We start from the raw sequence: 19069 nt of genomic DNA on the forward strand, positions 1-19069 counted from the left end.
TCGGCCCACTTTGGACAAGTGGCTGCCTCGATGATCGCGGCGAAAACCGGCAGTCCTTTCATTACTTGGACGCTCCGTCCCGGGCTGTATAGGTGAAAGACTGCACGGGCTCGGGGAATGGGTTAATCCGATTGCGACTAATGCTTAGTGCTTATGGTGATTAACCTCGGTGGAAAGTTCCGGCCCAGCAGCAATACTCCACTCTGTTTCGAAAACCATTCGAGAATAGCGTGGGGCAATAAGTCATGAACTTAAGCGTCTGCGAAGCGAAAGAATCTCGACTTTCGTTAATCAAGCGATGCCTTCGCCAGCCGTTACTGCACTTTTTAATCGCCGGTTTCGCACTCTTCGTGCTGTACGGAGGTTTGCACCGTTCAACGATCAATCAAGATCCTCAACGCATCGAAATTACTCCTGAAGTTGTTCAGCGGATCGCGATTTCCTGGCTGGCACGATGGCAACGCCCCGCCTCGGAGCAACAGTTGCAGGGCCTGATTGATGACTATGTGAAAGAGGAAATCCTCTATCGCGAAGCACTGAAACTTGGCCTGGATAAAGACGACACCATCATTCGCCGCCGACTGGCGCAAAAAATGGATTTCCTCGCCGAGGATTTAGCGTCACTTCGCGAACCGGCACCCGGTGTACTTGAGGCCTGGTACAAGCAGCATCAGGACCAATATGCCCCGCCCCCCCTGGCAACCTTCCATCATGTGTTCTTCGCCCTGGACAAACGCGGTGCGGATGCGCAGGCCCAGGCTCAGGCCGTGCTGAGAGGGCTGACTGACAAGAACAGCGGTGAAGGCGATGCGTTCATGTTTAAAAGCGCCTACACAGAGCAATCACAGGATCAAGTGGCGCGGGTCTTTGGTTCAACGTTCGCCATTTCATTGTTCCAGCAAACGCCGGGTAGTTGGGTGGGGCCTGTGGAGTCCGGTTTTGGCTGGCATCTGGTGTGGATTGATGCGCTGGCCAAGCCACCGGCACCGCCCTTCGAAACCGTGGCCCAGCAGGTCAAGTCCGATTGGTTGTCCGAGCAACGCAGCGAATCGAAACGCGCGAATTTCGATGCACTCAAAGCACGCTATGAAGTCGTGGTGATGATGCCTGCTTCCGCCGGTGGAATTACCGCCATACAAACGGAGCGGCCTTAATGAGGCGCAGGGTCTGGCTGCTGTTGTTTCTCGGGTTCATGGGGCTGAGCGCCATGGCCCATGAGTCGCGCCCCGCTTATCTGGAACTCAACGAAACGGCTGCCGGGCGCTATGACGTACTGTGGCGCACGCCGGTGCTTTCAGGCATGCGATTGCCGATTGCGCTGCGGTTTGCCGAAGGTGTGCGCACTGTCGTTGACCCGGTGGAAAGCGAACTGAACGACTCTCTGATCGAGCGCCGGGTCATTGATGCCGGTCCCGCCGGTCTGGTCAGGCAGCGCATCGAGTTTATCGGCCTGCAAGCGAGCATCACCGATGTGCTGGTGCGTATCTCGCGCCTGGACGGCAGCCTGACGACCACCCTCGTCCACCCTACGCAACCCTGGATAGAAATCGCTGCCACGCCGGGAGCGTTCTCGGTGGCCGGTGCGTTTCTGGTCCATGGCATCCAGCACATTCTGGGCGGCTTTGATCACCTGCTGTTCGTCTTCGGTCTCCTGCTGCTGGTGGGTAATGGCTGGATGCTGGTGAAGACCATCACCGCGTTTACCCTCGCCCACTCCATCACCCTGGCGCTCGCAGCATTGGGTGCGGTGCGGCTGCCCGGACCGCCTGTGGAAGCGACGATTGCGCTGAGTATTCTGTTGCTGGCGGTGGAAATCGCCCGCAAGAACCGCGGTGACGTCAGCTTCACCCTCCAATGGCCGTGGGTGGTGGCGTTCTGTTTTGGCTTGTTGCATGGCTTTGGTTTTGCCGGTGCGCTGGCGCAAATCGGCTTGCCCCAGCGCGACCTGCCGCTGGCGCTGTTCACTTTCAATGTCGGCGTCGAAATCGGCCAGTTGATGTTTGTCGCTGCCGTGCTGTGCCTGCGAGCGCTGTTGCTGCGTTGTCGGCTGCCACGGCCCGCGCTCTTATACGCCCGACCGATTGCTTCTTACGGGTTGGGAGCGCTGGCTGCCTTCTGGTTTTTCGAACGAGTCTCGAGTTTCTGGGCCTGAACTTCACCCTGTCACTGCCGTATTCCGGAGACGTGGAATATGAAACCCCTTACACACTTCACCACGCCGTCACTGCTCGGTTGCGCCGTGCTGACTGTCAGCACATTGGCATTGGCGGAAGGCAACCCGGACCGCGAGGTTTACTTTGGCCAGACGCACTCGCACAGCTCCTGGTCGATTGATGCTTACCTGATCGGCAACCATCAGGTCGATCCCGAACAGGCCTACCAATACTCGCTTGGAATGCCGGTCAAGCATCCGATGGGGTTTGAAGTGCAGCTCAAAGGCCGACCGCTGGATTTCCATGGCGTGACCGATCATTCGGAGTACGTGGGCGTGATCGCCCTGGCCAACGATCCGAAGTCAGACTTCAGCAAACTGCCCATCGCGCAAAAGCTGATTGCCAAGACTCCGGAGGATTTCAACCGGGTGTTCAAATGGATCGCCGGCAGCTTGAACAATCCCATCAAGGAGCTGATTGATCCGAAGGTGGCCGGCAACATCTGGCAGCAGAACATCGCCATCGCCGACAAGTACTACAAGCCCGGCAAGTTCACCACCTTCGTCGCCTATGAATGGACCTCGGCGCCCAACAATCAAAACATGCACCGCAACGTGTTTTTCCGTGACTCGAAGAAGGTGCCGGACCTGCCCTTCACGGCCCTCGACTCAAGCAAACCCGAGGACTTGTGGAGCTGGATGGACGATCAGCGGAAAAAGGGCAACGAAATACTGGCGATCTCCCACAACGCCAACCTCAGCAACGGCCTGATGTTTCCGGTGGACGTCGATGACCGTGGCCGCCCGATCGATGCGGCGTGGGCCGAAACGCGGATGCGCAATGAATCCCTCACCGAAATTCACCAGGTCAAGGGCACTTCCGAAACCCACCCGGAACTGTCGCCAACCGACGAATTTGCCAATTATGAAATCATGAGTTTCCTGATCGGCATCGACAACAGCACCTCGAAACTCAATGGCAGTTACATCAGGCAAGCCTGGCAAAACGGCATGGCCTTGCAGGAAGCCCGCGGCTACAACCCATACAAAATGGGCGTGGTCGGCGCCAGCGACTCGCACAACGGGGTGATTCCCTATGCGCAAAGCAACAACTTCGGCTCCCACGGTTTCACCGACAGCACCCCGGCGGCGCGACTTTCCGGCAAACAGAACTCGGGCATGATGGCCCTGCAAACCAGCACCTCCGGTCTGGCCGGTGTCTGGGCGGAAGAAAACACCCGTGAATCGATCTTCGATGCCATGAAGCGTAAAGAGGTCTACGGCACCAGCGGCGTGCGCATCCCCGTACGCATGTTTGGTGGCTGGGGCTTCGACGGCAGTCTGTGGAACGAAAAAGACTGGGTACATGCCGCCTACGCCAAGGGGGTTCCCATGGGCGGCGACTTGCCGGCAAAACAGGGCAAACAGGCACCGTCCTTCGTGGTATGGGCGGTCAAGGATGCCGACGATGGCAACCTCGACCGGATCCAGATCATCAAGGGCTGGACCAAAAACGGCCAGACCTTCGAGAAGGTCTACGACGTCGCCTGGGCCGGTGATCGCCAACCGGATCCGGTCACCGGCAAAGTCCCTGCGGTGGGCTCGACGGTCGATGTTTCCAAGGCGACCTACACCAATACCATCGGTGCCACCGAGCTGAAAAAAGTCTGGGTCGATCCGGACTTCGATCCGGCCCGGCACGCGTTCTACTACGCCCGCGCGCTACAGATCCCGACACCGCGCTGGAGCACCTATGACGCGGCCAAGCTGCAAGTACCGCCACCGGCCGACGTCTCGCCCACCGTCCAGGAGCGCGCGTGGACCTCACCGATCTGGTACACGCCGACAGCCGAGGACAGCAAGACTGTCGCTGGCGGCAAAACCATTGATCAACTGAAAACCGAAGGCGCCAAAGCGCTCACCAACGAGCAGTTGCAAACCTTCGTGGTGGGTAAAACCATCAAGGTGCGCAATACCGTCACCGGCCAGACATTCGAAATCGTCTATGGCACCGACGGCCAACGCCTGGTCGCCAGCGTCGATGGCAAACCGCCCGCAGAGGGGGAATACCTGAACATGCTGCATGGCGGTCAGTTCGGCGTGCCGGCCAAGTATGAAATCAAGGACGGGCATCTGCTGACAACACTCGGCGGCACGCCCTTCGAGGCCACGGTATTCGAGCAGAACGGCAAGTACGTGGCGGCTCGCAGCAACGAATTCGGTTATGTGAATTATGAGGTTGAAGAGGTCAAGTAGCGCCGAGGCCAGCACCAATGTTCTGCATACATCGGTACCGGCAGATTGTCGCGCAACGACAGATGTTTGCGCAGCTCAAATAGAAAGCTGTTCGCGAATCGGCCCTAATGAACATTGATGACAGAAAGGACAATTTTTTCGAAAGCAGGCATCGATGGACCGCATTGGGCTTTCTGTCCTTCACGACGGGCAGAAATCGGCCGATTCTGTTGAATTCGCTTCAGCAGTCTGTTTGTCCCAAAGAAAAAGTTTACCTCCGCTGTTGGCTGCCCCCCCCCAGTCAATAGCGGAGGTTTGCTTCATGGCCTACGCTCAGATTCGGCAGTAAACCAGCTGGAGTCTCGGCGTGTTCAAACGCTGATCAAGACGTCCAGGGCAGAGAGGATCTTGGTCGGGAGCGAAAAAGGATGAAACCGGAATATTCATGCATGAAATGGATCGCCATCGCTGCCGTTTCGGTGGCGCTTGTATCAGGCTGTGCCAGCAAGAACGACCCCGTGGCCCAGGCCGAAAAAGCCGACGCAGCCAAGGGCATCGCCGCGCCCAGTCTCACGGAAACCAAGGCCATCGCCGAAGAGGCCTTCATCTACGGACTGCCGATCGTCATGAACTATGCGGTGATGTATGAGTACGCCGTGGACAAAAGCGGCCCGCAGTTCAAAGCTCCGTTCAATCAGATCAAGAACGAACCCCGTGTCTTCACTTACCAGGATACGGCCATCGTCACGCCCAACAGCGATACCCCCTACTCCTTCCTCTGGATGGATCTGCGCACCGAGCCCATGGTGCTCACGGTACCCGCAGTGGAAAAGAAACGTTATTACTCGGTGCAACTGATCGACGGCAACACCTACAACTACGGCTACATCGGCAGCCGCACCACGGGCAACGGCCCGGGTAACTACATGGTGGTCGGGCCTGACTGGAAAGGTTCCATGCCACCAGGCATTAGCCAAGTCTTCTATTCGACAACGCCCTTCACGGTGGCCGGCTACCGAACCCAGCTTTTCAATCCCAAGGACATGCCGAATGTGATCAAGGTGCAGTCCGGCTACAAAGTCCAGCCGCTGTCGGCGTTTTTGAAGCAACCGGCGCCGCCTGCTTCGCCGGTTATCAATTTCCCTCCAACCACCGCCGCGGGGATCAAGGAGAACTTCTTCGAGTATCTTGATGCCGCGCTCCAGTATGTTCCGCCAACACCGGAAGACAGGGAAATTCGCGCTCGAATCGCGAAAATTGGCATTGGACCAGGCAAGAGCTTCGAGTTCAAAGACCTCTCGCTCGAACACAAGGCCGCTGTCCTGCTGGGCATGAAGGAAGGTGACGAGAAGGTGGACAAGTGGTTGTCCGGCGGACTCAAGAATGTCAATGGCTGGGGCATCGGTTCGTACTTTGGCGACCGCCATTTCTATAATGGCGACTGGTTGAAGCGCGCGGGCGCGGCCAAAGGCGGTATATACGGCAACGATGCCGTGGAAGCCACTTATCCCATCACCCGCACGACCGCGACCGGCGAGCCACTGGATGGCAGCAAGCATAACTACACACTCTCCTTCCCGGCGGGGCAACTACCTCCAGTCAACGCCTTCTGGTCGGTGACCATGTACGACGGCAAAACACAGCTCCTGATCAAGAACCCGATCAACCGCTATCTACTGAACTCGCCCATGCTGCCCGGCATGAAGAAGAATGCCGACGGGTCGCTGACCCTGTACATCCAACGGACCTCGCCTGGCAAGGCGCTGGAAGGCAACTGGCTGCCCGCACCCGACGGCCCGATTTATTTGGTGATGCGCCTCTATTGGCCCAAGGAGACGCCTCCTTCAGTCCTGCCGGCTGGCGAAGGAACCTGGAAGCCGGCAGGCATCGTGGTATCGAAATAGACCTCGCGCAATTCCCCCGGCATTTGCCGGGGGGCTCCTTTCTTCAGGATGGCAAAATGCGATGGACCTAGCCTATCGAACCGGTCAGCGCGTGACCGATACCCGATTACTGGACGAACGGGATGTCCGAGACGACCAAATCCGGGTCCTGCAAGGCAAGACGAATGCAAAACGTCGGATTGAAATAACTGGCGAACTGAAAGTTTTGATTGATCGAATCATGTCCCGAAAAAAAGAACATAGGGTCCGCTCGACACGGCTGATCGTTTCGGAGACTGGCACACCAATGACGGTGGCAATTGGGCATACTACCGTTGTCATGACCGAGCAATACATCCGCAATCGCATAGGTAAGAAAGTCTCGCCTACCAAGTGAATTGCGACCCAAAGCCAGAATTGCGACTCAGAAACAAACAAGGGCTTGCTTAGCTTTCGCCCGCAAACCCTTGATTTATATGGTGCCCGAAGCCGGAATCGAACCGGCACGCCCTTACGAGCGGGGGATTTTAAGTCCCATGCGTCTACCAGTTTCGCCATTCGGGCGGTAGCGCGGTGAAGCGTCCAGGTTTTGCCAAATAACGATCTGGCAGTTCTGACGCTTGTGCAGCAGAGGTGGAAATATATACATCCCGCCCCGGTGAAGCAAGTTCGCAAATACCCTTTTCAAGACTAAATCTTGCAGGCTAGTGCAAATAAAAAAGCTCCGTAAATCATAGATCTACGGAGCTTTTTTATTAGTGGAGGCCGCGGTCGGAATCGAACCGGCGTAGGCGGATTTGCAATCCACCCACAAAGCTAAGTAGATCAATAGGTTAGCACGTCACCCATTCCGCAAGCCACTGATTTTAAACAAGCTGTGCCCAGCGGTTTGGAAGGGTCGGATTCTGAGTTGTGGAACCATTTTCTGGCGCCAGGCGCACTCAACCTCGTCAAGATTTTCCTTGGGACGATGACAGAAAACAGCGAGCTACTGGCAAAGCATCCGCTTTGGGGTCTGATCGCGCGGCCCCCAAGGAGTTTGCACGGAGGATTTGCGGCGCCTGACTCAAACCTGCTCCCTTCCCTGCTCTTCAAGATCAATGCAAACCAACTTGCCCTCGAAGCGGTCATTCTGGAACTGCCAAACCGGGTTGAAGCACGCGGATCAGGCGATGTCGCTGACAATGTACGGACGCCTTGACCGCAATTCCTTACATCTCAACCTGTGTACCCAGTTCTATCACCCGATTCAAAGGCAACTTGAAGTATTTCAGGTTGCTGTTGGCGTTCTTGAGCAAAAAGGCGAACAGGCTTTCTCGCCAACGGGCCATACCAATGCGCTTGGTCGGGATCACCGTTTCCCGGCTCAGGAAATAAGTGGTGCGCATCGGACTGAAGTCCAGCTCAGCCAAATGACAGAGACTCAACGCCAAGGGGACATCGGGTTCCTCAATAAAGCCAAAGTGCAGACTGACCCGGAAGAACCCTTCGCCATACGTTTCAACCTCAAACCGGCGGCCAGAACTCACACGAGGACTGTCCTCAGACACCACTGTGAGCAACACCACTTGCTCATGCAAAACCTGGTTATGCAGCAGGTTGTGCAACAACGCATGCGGAACGGCATCGGACCTGGCTGTCAGAAATACCGCCGTACCTTGTACGCGATGAGGAGGCTGCGTACGAATGCTAGCGATGAACAGTGGTAGAGGCAGCGCGGTTTCGTCCAGCCGCTCAACAATGATCTTGCGGCCCCGCTTCCAAGTGGTCATCAAAATGAACAGGCCAATACCAGCAATCACCGGGAACGCCCCCCCCTGGAAGATCTTCGGCGCATTGGCCGCGAAGTACAGGCTGTCTACCAGGAGAAAACCGAGCAGCACCGGAATGGCCAACCAGCGCGGGGTTTTCCATAGCAGCAGGACGACCGCCGAGGACAGGATGGTGGTGATCAACATGGTGCCCGTCACAGCGACCCCATAAGCAGCGGCCAAAGCACTGGACGACTCAAAACCAAGTACCAGCAGCACAACACCGACCATCAACGCCCAGTTAACCGTGCCGATGTAAATCTGTCCCTGCTCCTGGCTGGAGGTGTGCTGGATAAACATACGAGGGACATACCCCAGCTGGATGGCCTGGCGCGTCAGGGAAAATGCGCCGGAGATCACGGCTTGAGAAGCGATGATGGTCGCCAGTGTGGAGAGCGCGACCATCGGCAGAAGTGCCCAGCCAGGCGCGAGCAAATAAAATGGATTACGCACCGCCTCAGGGTTCTCCAGGATCAAGGCACCTTGGCCAAAATAATTGAGCACCAGCCCTGGCAACACCAGAATGAACCACGCGCGGGCAATGGGCTTACGACCAAAGTGACCCATGTCGGCATACAGTGCCTCAGCACCGGTCAAAGCCAGCACCACGGCACCCAAAATCGCAACGCCGATGCCTGGATGAACCATGAAAAACTGCACGCCCCAAGCAGGGTTGAGCGCTTGCAGCACTTCCGGCCGCTGGAAAATGCCATAGATCCCCAGCGCACCCAACACGACAAACCACAGCACCATCACTGGGCCGAACAGGATACCGATGCGAGCCGTGCCGTGTTTCTGGATCAGGAACAGCGCCACCAGCACGACCACTGACAAAGGCACAACCCAGTGTTCAATTCCGTCAAACGCAAGCTGTAGCCCTTCAACCGCAGAGAGCACCGAAATAGCCGGGGTGATCATGCTGTCCCCGTAAAACAGTGCCGCACCGAAGAGGCCAAGCAGAACCAGCACCTTACTCATGCGCGGAAATGGCGCTGCCGCACGGCGGGCCAAAGCCGTCAACGCCATGATGCCGCCTTCGCCCTGGTTGTCGGCACGCAGGATGAACAACACGTATTTGATCGAGACGACCCAAATCAGTGACCAGAAGACCAACGACAGAATGCCCAACACGCCGTCATGGTTGACCTGAACTCCGTAGTGGCCAGAAAAGACTTCTTTCAGCGTGTAGAGAGGGCTGGTGCCAATATCCCCGTAAACCACTCCGACCGCGGCGACGAGCAAGCCCAGACCTGACGTTTTGGATTGCGGATTTTCATGTGCACCGGTCGCTGCTTCACTCAAGGGTCGCTTCTCTCTAATTGCGGGGGGAAGGGAGTGCATGCCGTCCTTGGGCAAAACGATATGCCCAGGCCACTGGAGTCACAAGGCGCATGGACGATCTAAAAAATCGCGGCCAGTATCTTTGAGGGCGGAATCAGCAGTCGTAAAGAAAGCGTAAAAAATTTACGGCAGATACGAACAATCCATTCGAATCATCAGATCTAGCGTCGACTGGATGCGGTTGAGATAGCCGTAGATGTAGATCTTCAGCAAGATCGCGGGGTGGTAAGCAGGCCGGCCAGTATCGGCTGGAACGGCACCTTCAAAACCCGGATTGACCAGGTCAAGTTCGTCGACAAAGACGCCGACTACGCGCGCTGGACTGGTATCGCTGACATAGTCGTCGAGGCTCTCGGGAAGCAAGGTGCTTTGGCCTCGATGCTCACCTTGAATAAAGCGTTTCATGGGCGATCCTTGCGATGAAGCCCTCAGAAATCATAGCAAGGGTTCGCAGAGGCGTTTTTACACACTCCGGGCCAGAAGAGGTCATGAGGACGCGACTTCTATTCAAAGAAAGTACCCCCCCCCCAAATCCCCGCAGCAACGAACCAGATCAATACAACGATTACCGCAGCAAATCTGTTCTCTGGCCGCTTCGAACGGCTGTTCTCCCACTCATTCGCTTTGACCTGACACTCCTCGAGCACCTGCGCAGGCATCAAGCGAATAGCGAGCACAATGCCAATAGGCAAAATAATCACATCGTCCAGATATCCAAGCACAGGAATGAAATCAGGAATGAGGTCGATTGGACTCAGCGCATACGCCACGACAAATACCGAAATCCACTTGGGCAACCAAGGTGTTTGCGGATGTCGGTAGCGAAACCAGAGAACCATCGTTTGCCGTTTCAGGTTTCTGGCCCAGCCACGTAAACGATCAAATATGTGTTTCATATCGGAATTGTCTGTACCCAAAGGAGCGTGCCTACGAGCGTAGCGCCTTAGGTGATTGACTGCTATGGGGGCAGATGCAGCCCTTGGCGACAGACAGAAATCGGCCAAAAACGGTCATTCTTCAACACTCATTTCTTAGGCCGTTTGCCTACGTATAGCGAGAATCGCAGCACCAAATCCGATGAACGTTACCCCAACCACCCGGCTAACCCAGCGGGACAGTTCGGGTCGTACCAGCACGCCTTTGGCGCGCGAGGCCAGCGCGGCATACAGGCTCAACGACGACACCGAGAGCGTCATGAAAATCGCGGTCAGGATCAGAAATTGCGGGAACAGCGCTGCGCCTTGATCGATGAACTGCGGGAATAACGCCGTAAAAAACAGCGTCGCCTTGGGGTTGGAGAGCGCGGTAAAAAACGCCGATCTGTAAAGTTTTAGCCGTGTGGGCCGCAGGCGCTGCCCCTCCTGAATGCCATCAGCCAGCAGCGGCGTCTTGTTGAGCAGCTGCCGCACCCCCAGGTAGAACAGATACCCGGCGCCGACGATCTTTACCATGTTGAACAACCCTTCGGAGCTGGCAAGCAGCGCCCCCAACCCCAGCATCGCAGCCGCCGACAGGCAGAACAGGCCACTGGCATTGCCCAGCGAGGACCACATTGCGCTGCGTTGGCCATGGGCGAGGCTGTTGTTGATCGCCATCAATGTTGCAGGCCCCGGGCTGGCGATGGCAATCGCAGCGACCAGGGTAAAAGCCAGCATCGTGTTCGGGTCCATGGTTCCAGGCTCGTAGAAAATTGAGGGCATACTACCGAAAACTTGTTACCTGATGATGCAAATTACTCATCACCTATAGGAGCAACCGGAGCCCCGCCAGCGACCCCACGGCAATCGCGACGGTGAACAGCATCGGCAAGCGCCACGCGGCAACCAGCGTGATGCCCAATGCGATCAACTCTTCAGGATGAGGCGAGACGAAGTGTGGAGCGATCACCGAGATCAGCACGCACCCCGGCGCTGCCTCCATTACTGCGCGGGCACGCGGCCCGAGCTTGCGTTTACGCAGCAGCAGATACCCCCCCAGGCGAGTCGCATAGGTGGCTGACGCCATGCCCAGTATCGTCAGCAACGCCGCCATGCTGATCATGAGTCCATCGCCCGCAGATAAGTGAACAGCATGCCGGCGATGACGCCGGCAAATACGAACCAGGCGCCGGGCACCGTGAGGTAGACCAGGATCGCGACCAGCAGGCTGATCAACCAGGAACAAGCCAACCGCGGGCCTTTCCACATGCCCCTGAGCAGCACGATGAAGACCGCCGGAAACGCCATGGCAAAGCCATAGGCTTCGATGTTGCCCAGTGCCGGTCCGATCGCTGCGCCGATCAAGGCAAAACCAACCCAGACCGGGTAGAAAGGCAAGCAAACACCCCAGTAGTAGGGCCAACTGAAGGCCATTGACTGCTGTGCCGAAGACCGTCGCAAGGTGTCGGCATAGCTGATCGCCCAGCCCTCGTCCGCCATGAAGAACAAGGCCGGGATCACCTTGCGTTTGGGTAAGTGCTGGAGATAAGGCGCCAGCGCTGCGCCCATCACGATATGGCGGCTGTTGATCAGCAGTGTGATGAGCACGATCGTCAACATCGGTGGCACCGCAGCCCACAGCTTGATGGCGGCGAACTCCGAACCGCCGGCGAAGTTGAGGCCGGTCATCGCCCCCACTTCAACCAGCGACAGGCCGACCTGGGAGGCTTGCGCACCGAGGACCATGGCATAGGGGGCGACCGCGAACATGACCGGGAGTGCGTCCCTCGTCCCTCGCAGGATCTCGCTTCTCGTGTAGGGGTGGGTCATTGGCGGCTTCTCACTGCGTCGCTATTGCTGTCGTTGTGGCGACAAGTGTGAATGCCCATCCATCGCCAAGAAAAGCGAATATCTGTTATACAAGGCATTCGATTATCGAATGTCTGGACACGATGATTCATTCCAAGGATTTACAGATCGACTGGTTGCGCACGTTTTTGGCAATCGTGGATACCGGTTCCATGACCGCGGCGGCGCGTCAGGTCGCCCGCTCCCAGTCCGCGGTGAGCATGCAGCTGAAGAAGCTGGAGGACAGCCTCGGTCGGCCGCTGTTCAAGCGCGAGCCGAGACAACTGACGTTGACCCCTGCCGGGTATGACCTGCTCGGCCACGCCCGCAAGCTGCTCGAAGCCCACTCGACGATGGTTGATGCGATGCACGGGGGCGCGGTCTCCGGGCGCGTCACCCTGGGTGCGCCGGATGACTATGCCCTGACCTACCTGATGCCGGCCCTGCGCGGCTTCATGACCCGCTTCGGCGAGGTCGAGGTCACACTGGTCTGCGAAGACTCCGCAAGCCTCTGGACAAAGGTCGACCGTGGCCAGATCGACCTCGCCCTGGTCACCCGCGACGGCCCTTCACGGGGCGAGTTGCTGTTCAGGGAAGCGTTGGTATGGGGCGGCGCCGAGCAGCATGAAGCCTGGAAGCGCAGCCCGTTGCCGATCGCCGTGCACGGGCTCAGCGAATGTTTGCGCACGGCAATACTTGCCGCTATCTCTGGGTTGGGCCGTGAGTACCGAGTGGTCTACAACAGCCCCAATGTCAGCGGCCAGTTGGCGGCGATGGAAAGTGGCCTGGCGGTGGCCGTGGTAACGCGTTGCAGCCTGCCGGCGCATCTCAAGGTGCTGGATGCTCGGCACGGTCTGCCAGAATTGCCGGTAGCGGAAGTCGTGTTGACCCGAAGCCGGGACTCGACAGGCTCACGCGCTGTAGATGCGCTGTACGCACATGTTGCAGGGGCGTTGCGCGACCCGCTCTGTGATGCACCAACCCACGTCTCCGGGGGTGACAAACATGTCCTCTGAAAGTGCTCTGCCATGGGTACTGATTCCCGGCTTCATGCTCGACGAATCGCTTTGGGATGACGTGATTGAACACCTACCATCCACTCAAGCCATTCACCTTGCCAACCTGCTTGAAGGACAGACGATCCCGCAGATCGCGCAGCACATTGCATCATCTGCACCGCCAAGGTTTGTCCTCGTAGGGTTTTCCCTCGGTGGCTATGTAGCAAGATCGCTCGTGCAGCAGTTCCCTGATCGCGTGGCTGCCTTGGTCCTGATCGCCACCTCGTTACGTGCGGATTCACCCGAGCAGCGGCGAATCAAGCAAGCCTCTATCGATGCCTCGGCACAAGGACAATTTCGCGGTTTGAGTTTCACGACTATCGCGAAGTCGGTGCATCCGCAACGAGCTAATGACATGGCCCTGATTGGTAGAATTCGAGAGATGGGCGCCCGCATGGGGCATTCGGTATTTGCCACTCAGTCCTTGCTGGATAGAGCGGATGTGCCATCAGGCCAGATTCAGTGCCCGACGCTCATCATTGCAGCTGTACAGGACAGGCTGAGGCAGGCAGAAGAGGCACAGGAGTTGTGTGTGCAGATCCCGGCAGCACGGCTGGAGGTGATTGAAGGATCGGGGCATATGGTCCCGCTGGAGCAACCCGAAACGCTGGCACGGTTGATGTCGCAGTGGCTGGCTGCAAACGGGGTGACGAAGTAGTCGTACCAATTTACGAACTGCCCCAGAGTGAGATGGGTATCGAAACCCGTTTGATGACTTCGTTGGGACGGACTATCTATATTGGGTTGTTTACAGCCCATTGCGACAGGCAACAATCGGCCATTAGCAGCCGATCAAGAGAATGCTTACCCACTCACAGATTGTTCGCGTCACTGCACCCGTCTTTCTCTTTTGAGGGTGACGACCGCCTTGAAACCGGAAGCGGGGATTCCTTCCCCGCTTCCATGGGTTTACATGTCGTAGCGCAGGATCAGGCCCAGCGTGCGCGGGGCGCCAACATCAATGATGTCGCCGCTGCGGTTGTTAGTGATGTATTCCTTGTCAAAGGCGTTTTTCACGTAACCGGATACGGCGACGTTCTTGGTGATCTTGTACTCGGCGTTGAAGTTGGTCAGCCAGTAGGCGTCGGACTTGCGCTCATCAATGACCTGACCCGCTTCATCGAATTCATACTCCGACGGTGAGGTGCTCTGGTAAATGACGTCGGTGTTCAGGGTCAGACGGTCATTCCAGCGATAGGTACCGCCCAGCGCCATCTTGTACTTGGGCGAATAGAGGAAGTCCTCGCCGCTCATGTCCCGGCCATCGCTCGCGACGAAGTCCTTGTACTTGCCATCGGTAACGGAGGCACCGGCCGTCAGGGTCAACTGTTGGGTGAAGTCCTTCTCGACGGAGACTTCCAGGCCCTTGATGTCACTGCGACCGGCGTTGAACACGTGAAGGAACTCGGTGTTCGGGTCCAGCACACTGACCTGCTGGTCTTTCCAGTCGGTGTAGTACAGGTTGGCGCGGGTTCGCAGGGTCTGGTCGAAGAACGAGCCACGGTAGGACAGCTCGTAGTTGGTGGTGTATTCCGGATTGTAAGCTTCGTGACCGGAGCCGGAACGAACGTTGACGCCACCGCCGCGATAGCCTTTCTGCACCATGAAGCCGACGTACTGATTCGCAGCCAGTTCATAGTCGATACCCAGCTTCGGCAGCACGGCATCGAACGACTTGCTGGTTTTGCCCGAGGTGGAGAAGTCGTCCTGCTCGATGTCGGTGTCGTTCTTCTCGTGGTCGTAGCGCAGCCCGGTGATCAGTGTCCAGCGCGGGGCGAACGTCCAGTTGATTTCACCGAACACCGCCTTGTTTTCTATCGTCGTATCGCCCTTGACGGTGCCGACCAGTTCGTTGTCAAACAACAATTGGTCGTGGAAGTTGTTGGTGTTGTGGCCGTAATAGACACCCGCGAAGCTCTTCACCGTGTCGCCGGTGTAGTTCAGGCGCAGTTCCTGACTGAACAGGTCGCCATCCTGCTTGCGCAGAACGACTTCGTTGGCATCGGCGGTCTGGTCGAAATCCAGGCGGGCGTCATAGTCCGAGCGGGTGTTGGCGGTGAGGCTGGTAATGGACCAGTTGTCGTCCAGGCGGTAATCCACCTTGGCGCTGACGGTGTCTTGTTCGAGTTTGTCGAAAGCCTTGGTGTCGGACGACACGTCGTAGTAACGGACCTTGCCGTTTTCGCGCATGACCGAGTTGTCGCCCTTGCGGCTTTCACCATGGGCGTAAGTCAGCAGCACATCGAGATCGTCGTTGGGCAGGATCAGCAACTTGCCGCGGGCATTGGCGGTGCGGGTCGGGTTGGCGTCGTCATCAAGTGCGACGTTGTCGATGTAACCGTCACCTTCCTGGTAATCCACGGCGATGCGGCCGGCAATCTTGTTATCGACGATCGAGCCGCCACCGGCAATCGCCCCGCCGCTTTCACCGTAGTTACCCACGTTGGTCTGTGCCGAAAGGCTCGGTACGAAAGTCGGGTTTTTAGTCTGGATGACCACGGCACCGGCCAGGGAGTTACGGCCCTGGGTGGTGGACTGCGGACCGAGGAACACTTCGACCTGCTCGACGTCCCACAGCGGCATCGGGCTGAGGGTCAGGGCGCGGTTGGGTTGCACAGCGCCGTCGACGAACACCGAAACCGCACCGTTGAGCGTGGCCGGGCCCTGGTCTTCGAAACCGGACACCGGGACGCCACGGATGCCCCAGTTCTCGTTACCGGACTGGTTGTAGACACCCGGCGTACGGGCGAATACATCGACCAGGTCATGGTCTTCCTTCTCGCGCAATTGCTTGTCAGTCACCACGACGACACTGGACTGGGTCTGCTCCAGGGTGCGGTTGATTTTTTCGCCCGTCACCGTGATCGGAGCGATCTCCATCGTGTTCGACTGTTCAGCTGCCCATGCGCTGTTCGACAGGCAGACCGCCGCCCCCACAGCCAACGCAATTGTATTCTTTTTGAAATTCACGCCCCGCTCCCCTGCGACAGATATTTTGTGATTTTTCTTACGTCGATAACGCCACTTTCCTACGGCTGGCGGGAGTCTAATCTAAAGAAATGCTTATTTAAACGCTTTTGATAACTCATCTCATTTGTATTTATCGTGCCGACATGTATCAGACCGAATACAATCCGTGTCAGTATTTTGAGGCGTTTTCTGCCGTACTCTCAGCGTTGGTCGCTTTCCACTCGCAGTGGTTAAGCTGATCGGTAGCTTTGCAGCGGCAACGGGTTGCGCGCCTTGCGGCCATCATCACTTGCGGAGCGGCTTGAAATGGATTTGCTGATACTCATGGCCAAACGCTCATGGCTCGCGCTTTTGATCGCGAGCCTGACGGGCCTGATTTGTGGGCTGGCGGCAGCGGGCCTGATTGCCTTGATCAACCACAGCCTGGAAGTGTTTGATCAGTTGCGTCCCGCGGATGGTCTGTATTTTGTCGCACTGGTGGGGTTGGCAGTCGTGTCACGGGGGGCATCAGATGTAAGCCTGCTGCGACTGGGACAGGGTGCCGTCCACGATATGCGTCTGCACCTGAGTGCCAAGCTGATCGATACGCCTTACGCGCAGTTGCAACGCCTGGGCAAACACCGTCTTCTGACCATGCTGACCGACGACACACAGACCATCAGCCAAGCGGTTGAGCTGGTTCCAATCTTGCTGGTCAACACCGGGATCATCACCGCTTGCCTGGCCTATCTGGGTTGGCTCAGTTTGCCGCTACTCGGTTTGACGCTATCGCTGATCGTCCTGGGCAGCCTCAGTTTCAATTGGCCGCAGCGTCAGGCACTGACGTCGATCGCGCGCGCTCGTGAGCTCAAGGATCAGTTGTTCGATCAATACCGCCTGCTTACCGACGGCAGCAAGGAATTGCAGCTCAACCACCCGCGTCGACAACACTTCTTCACTCGCCTGCTGCTACCTGTAAGCCAGCAATACCGTCGGGATTTCGTGCGTGGCATGAGCATTTACGCTGTCGTGCTCAACTGGGGAAATGCGGTGTTCTACTTGCTGATCGGCGGGGTGCTGTTCGCTGCGCCGCGCTTCATCGACATGAATGCCAGTCTGGCCACCGGCTATATCCTGACCATCCTCTACATGATTACTCCGCTATCTGAGCTGATGCATGCCTTGCCCATTCTGGGCCGTGCCAGCATCGCACTGAACAAGATCCGCGCCCTGGAAGGCGAACTGCGAACCGTCAGCGATACCGCGCAGAGGCCCTCCCAGCCCCAGGTTCGCAGCCTGGTCTGCCGGCAAGTCACCCATACCTATTATCGCGAACGCGAGGACGGTCATTTCACCCTTGGCCCCATAGACCTCACCCTCAATGCCGGCGAAGTAGTGTTCATCACCGGCGGCAATGGCAGCGGAAAAACCACCCTGGCCTTGTTGCTGACCGGCCTTTACCGGCCGGAAAGCGGTGACATCGAGCTCGACGAACAAGTGTCTTCAGCCAGCAGCAATCATCATTACCGGCAGCACTTCTCGGCGATTTTTACCGACTTTTGCCTGTTCGAAGATCTGTTGAACGGCGATGACCCACAGCGGGTGCAGCAGGCTCGGGAATACCTGATTGACCTGCAACTGGACCATAAGGTGCGGATCGAGAATGGACAGTTGACGACCTTGGCGCTGTCCACCGGACAACGCAAACGCCTGGCCTTGCTCAGCGCCTGGCTGGAGGACCGTCCTTGCTACCTGTTCGATGAGTGGGCGGCCGACCAAGACCCGGTGTTCAAGCACTTCTTCTACAACAGGATCCTGTCGGACCTGCGAGAGCGTCAAAAACTGGTGATCGTTATCTCCCATGACGATACTTACTTTGGCCTGGCAGACCGACTGATCCGCATCGAAAACGGGATGCTCAGTGACATCACACCGAGCAACGATGCGGACGCACCGGCACTGGCCAAGGTCTGTCCATAAAGAAAGGATCGCACGGTGAGTCGTTCAATCGTCCGCATAGATGTAGTGCAGGTAACTCACCTGTTCTGCCACCGGCAATCGATGCAGCTTGGGGCACGACTCGCATAGCACGGGTGGCTCACTTTCAATGGGCTCGTGCAACTGGTAGTGCAGGCAGCAATGTCGACGCAATGGAAGTTGGGCACAAATGTCCGGCGCAGGTGACTCGACCATGCGCTGCAGGCTCCGCAACTTCAGGCGCCCGTCATTCACCGTGGCCGACTCCAGCCACTGATGCGCCTCGGCGAATCCATCCCTGGACAAATTGGCATCCATTCTCGCAAAGGCACCGTCCCAGATGGCGACCATATTGCCCCACAATACTTTCGGGGCCAGGCCACCGGCGGCAGCCAGGGTGGTGAAAACCGGTGCCAGATGCTCGTGGGTCAACCGCGACCAGTAGGCTGCTCGGTCTTCGGGGGGCAGGGTCGGTAAATGGGCGGCCAGCCCCAGTGCCTGTGGTTGACCGTCATCGTGAAACAGCACGGTCTCCTCGCCCCAGAAATCGATCGCGTGATGACGCGTGAGCACACAGGCCAGGGCGGCGGGCAGGACGATGCTCATATAGTTCATCGACCACTGTGAAACTACGGCTGCGCGGTTCACTCCGGGATAAAGCAGGGCGAATCGGGTCAGCAGTGGTTGCAGCACGACGGGGTCGGCCATTCGGCTCAAGCGTATGAAAGGCGGGTCACCATGATCACTACGGATTACCCGCTGTATCGGCGGCCAGGTCTGGTTAAGCCATTCTGGGAATTCGATAACGGCTCTCCCGCGACTTTCCCTAATTATTGCAAACGATTAGCATTGGCGAATCCTACCTCCCCGCCCTTTCAAACTCAACGTCGCCAGCGAC

Annotated in this window: 15 protein-coding genes, 2 tRNA genes and 1 pseudogene; 8 read left to right on the top strand and 10 right to left on the bottom strand. The window is 57.5% G+C overall.

Features of this window, described 5'->3' with window-relative positions:
• Positions 1-245 precede the first annotated feature (245 nt).
• From PMI34_RS08775 to PMI34_RS28340, 5 genes and pseudogenes are all read left to right on the top strand, one after another.
• Complete coding sequence (locus tag PMI34_RS08775) at positions 246-1154, top strand: peptidyl-prolyl cis-trans isomerase (protein ID WP_008051951.1); 909 nt, start codon at positions 246-248, stop codon at positions 1152-1154.
• Positions 1154-2152: a HupE/UreJ family protein gene (locus tag PMI34_RS08770; protein WP_008051952.1), complete on the top strand. Its 999-nt coding sequence runs from the start codon at positions 1154-1156 to the stop codon at positions 2150-2152. Before PMI34_RS08775 ends, PMI34_RS08770 begins: the two co-directional genes overlap by 1 nt.
• Positions 2153-2191: 39 nt before the next feature.
• On the top strand, positions 2192-4408 hold the full coding sequence (locus PMI34_RS08765; protein ID WP_008051954.1) for a DUF3604 domain-containing protein: 2217 nt from the start codon (positions 2192-2194) through the stop codon (positions 4406-4408).
• Positions 4409-4815: 407 nt separating this feature from the next.
• Positions 4816-6291, top strand: a complete 1476-nt coding sequence (locus tag PMI34_RS08760) for a DUF1254 domain-containing protein (protein WP_008051956.1) — start codon at positions 4816-4818, stop codon at positions 6289-6291.
• Between the two features lie 52 nt (positions 6292-6343).
• Positions 6344-6667 (top strand): annotated as a pseudogene (locus PMI34_RS28340) (tyrosine-type recombinase/integrase); the annotation flags it as partial.
• An 80-nt stretch (positions 6668-6747) separates the two neighbouring features.
• Here the strand turns inward: PMI34_RS28340 and PMI34_RS08755 are convergent.
• From PMI34_RS08755 to PMI34_RS08730, 8 genes are all read right to left on the bottom strand, one after another.
• Positions 6748-6834: transfer RNA gene (locus tag PMI34_RS08755), tRNA-Leu, on the bottom strand.
• A 195-nt stretch (positions 6835-7029) separates the two neighbouring features.
• Positions 7030-7129, bottom strand: a tRNA-OTHER gene (locus tag PMI34_RS28830).
• A 352-nt stretch (positions 7130-7481) separates the two neighbouring features.
• On the bottom strand, positions 7482-9383 hold the full coding sequence (locus PMI34_RS08750; protein ID WP_032829776.1) for a potassium transporter Kup: 1902 nt from the start codon (positions 9381-9383) through the stop codon (positions 7482-7484).
• Between the two features lie 162 nt (positions 9384-9545).
• Complete coding sequence (locus PMI34_RS08745; RefSeq protein ID WP_008051960.1) at positions 9546-9827, bottom strand: IS1182 family transposase; 282 nt, start codon at positions 9825-9827, stop codon at positions 9546-9548.
• A gap of 98 nt (positions 9828-9925) precedes the next feature.
• A complete protein-coding gene (locus PMI34_RS0127425) occupies positions 9926-10318 on the bottom strand; it encodes a YkvA family protein (protein ID WP_032829777.1) in 393 nt (130 codons plus the stop codon).
• A gap of 135 nt (positions 10319-10453) precedes the next feature.
• Positions 10454-11092, bottom strand: a complete 639-nt coding sequence (locus PMI34_RS08740) for a LysE family translocator (protein ID WP_008051962.1) — start codon at positions 11090-11092, stop codon at positions 10454-10456.
• Between the two features lie 73 nt (positions 11093-11165).
• Positions 11166-11462 (bottom strand): AzlD family protein, encoded by a 297-nt coding sequence (locus PMI34_RS08735; RefSeq protein WP_008051964.1) that lies wholly within the window; start codon positions 11460-11462, stop codon positions 11166-11168.
• Positions 11459-12169 carry an AzlC family ABC transporter permease gene (locus PMI34_RS08730; RefSeq protein WP_008051966.1) on the bottom strand — a complete coding sequence of 237 codons (711 nt, stop codon included), beginning with the start codon at positions 12167-12169 and terminating at the stop codon, positions 11459-11461. The genes PMI34_RS08735 and PMI34_RS08730 overlap by 4 nt, the downstream gene beginning before the upstream one ends.
• Before the next feature lie 122 nt (positions 12170-12291).
• Between PMI34_RS08730 and PMI34_RS08725 the strand changes: the two genes are divergently transcribed.
• Both PMI34_RS08725 and PMI34_RS08720 read left to right on the top strand, forming a co-directional pair.
• Positions 12292-13203 (top strand): LysR family transcriptional regulator, encoded by a 912-nt coding sequence (locus PMI34_RS08725; protein WP_008051967.1) that lies wholly within the window; start codon positions 12292-12294, stop codon positions 13201-13203.
• Positions 13193-13903 (top strand): alpha/beta fold hydrolase, encoded by a 711-nt coding sequence (locus PMI34_RS08720; protein ID WP_008051968.1) that lies wholly within the window; start codon positions 13193-13195, stop codon positions 13901-13903. Before PMI34_RS08725 ends, PMI34_RS08720 begins: the two co-directional genes overlap by 11 nt.
• Positions 13904-14154: 251 nt before the next feature.
• On the opposite strand, the gene PMI34_RS08715 is transcribed toward PMI34_RS08720, so the two are convergent.
• A complete protein-coding gene (locus tag PMI34_RS08715; protein WP_008051969.1) occupies positions 14155-16215 on the bottom strand; it encodes a TonB-dependent receptor in 2061 nt (686 codons plus the stop codon).
• Between the two features lie 306 nt (positions 16216-16521).
• Between PMI34_RS08715 and PMI34_RS08710 the strand changes: the two genes are divergently transcribed.
• The gene (locus tag PMI34_RS08710; RefSeq protein ID WP_008051970.1) at positions 16522-18174 is read left to right on the top strand and encodes a cyclic peptide export ABC transporter; all 1653 of its coding nucleotides are present in this window, start codon (positions 16522-16524) and stop codon (positions 18172-18174) included.
• Between the two features lie 24 nt (positions 18175-18198).
• Here the strand turns inward: PMI34_RS08710 and fhuF are convergent, their stop codons facing one another.
• Positions 18199-18879: a siderophore-iron reductase FhuF gene (fhuF, locus tag PMI34_RS08705; protein ID WP_008051971.1), complete on the bottom strand. Its 681-nt coding sequence runs from the start codon at positions 18877-18879 to the stop codon at positions 18199-18201.
• Positions 18880-19069 lie beyond the last annotated feature (190 nt).

The sequence above is a fragment of the Pseudomonas sp. GM74 genome, from assembly GCF_000282455.1.
Taxonomy (GTDB): Bacteria; Pseudomonadota; Gammaproteobacteria; order Pseudomonadales; family Pseudomonadaceae; genus Aquipseudomonas.

Excerpts from the sequence above, each read along its gene's own strand:
- PMI34_RS08775 (WP_008051951.1), top strand. The coding sequence starts at position 246 with ATGAACTTAAGCGTCTGCGAAGCGAAAGAATCTCGACTTTCGTTAATC.
- PMI34_RS08770 (WP_008051952.1), top strand. The coding sequence starts at position 1,154 with ATGAGGCGCAGGGTCTGGCTGCTGTTGTTTCTCGGGTTCATGGGGCTG.
- PMI34_RS08765 (WP_008051954.1), top strand. The coding sequence starts at position 2,192 with ATGAAACCCCTTACACACTTCACCACGCCGTCACTGCTCGGTTGCGCC.
- PMI34_RS08760 (WP_008051956.1), top strand. The coding sequence starts at position 4,816 with ATGAAACCGGAATATTCATGCATGAAATGGATCGCCATCGCTGCCGTT.
- PMI34_RS08745 (WP_008051960.1), bottom strand. The coding sequence starts at position 9,827 with ATGAAACGCTTTATTCAAGGTGAGCATCGAGGCCAAAGCACCTTGCTT.
- PMI34_RS0127425 (WP_032829777.1), bottom strand. The coding sequence starts at position 10,318 with ATGAAACACATATTTGATCGTTTACGTGGCTGGGCCAGAAACCTGAAA.
- PMI34_RS08740 (WP_008051962.1), bottom strand. The coding sequence starts at position 11,092 with ATGGACCCGAACACGATGCTGGCTTTTACCCTGGTCGCTGCGATTGCC.
- PMI34_RS08735 (WP_008051964.1), bottom strand. The coding sequence starts at position 11,462 with ATGATCAGCATGGCGGCGTTGCTGACGATACTGGGCATGGCGTCAGCC.
- PMI34_RS08730 (WP_008051966.1), bottom strand. The coding sequence starts at position 12,169 with ATGACCCACCCCTACACGAGAAGCGAGATCCTGCGAGGGACGAGGGAC.
- PMI34_RS08725 (WP_008051967.1), top strand. The coding sequence starts at position 12,292 with ATGATTCATTCCAAGGATTTACAGATCGACTGGTTGCGCACGTTTTTG.
- PMI34_RS08720 (WP_008051968.1), top strand. The coding sequence starts at position 13,193 with ATGTCCTCTGAAAGTGCTCTGCCATGGGTACTGATTCCCGGCTTCATG.
- PMI34_RS08710 (WP_008051970.1), top strand. The coding sequence starts at position 16,522 with ATGGATTTGCTGATACTCATGGCCAAACGCTCATGGCTCGCGCTTTTG.
- fhuF (WP_008051971.1), bottom strand. The coding sequence starts at position 18,879 with ATGGCCGACCCCGTCGTGCTGCAACCACTGCTGACCCGATTCGCCCTG.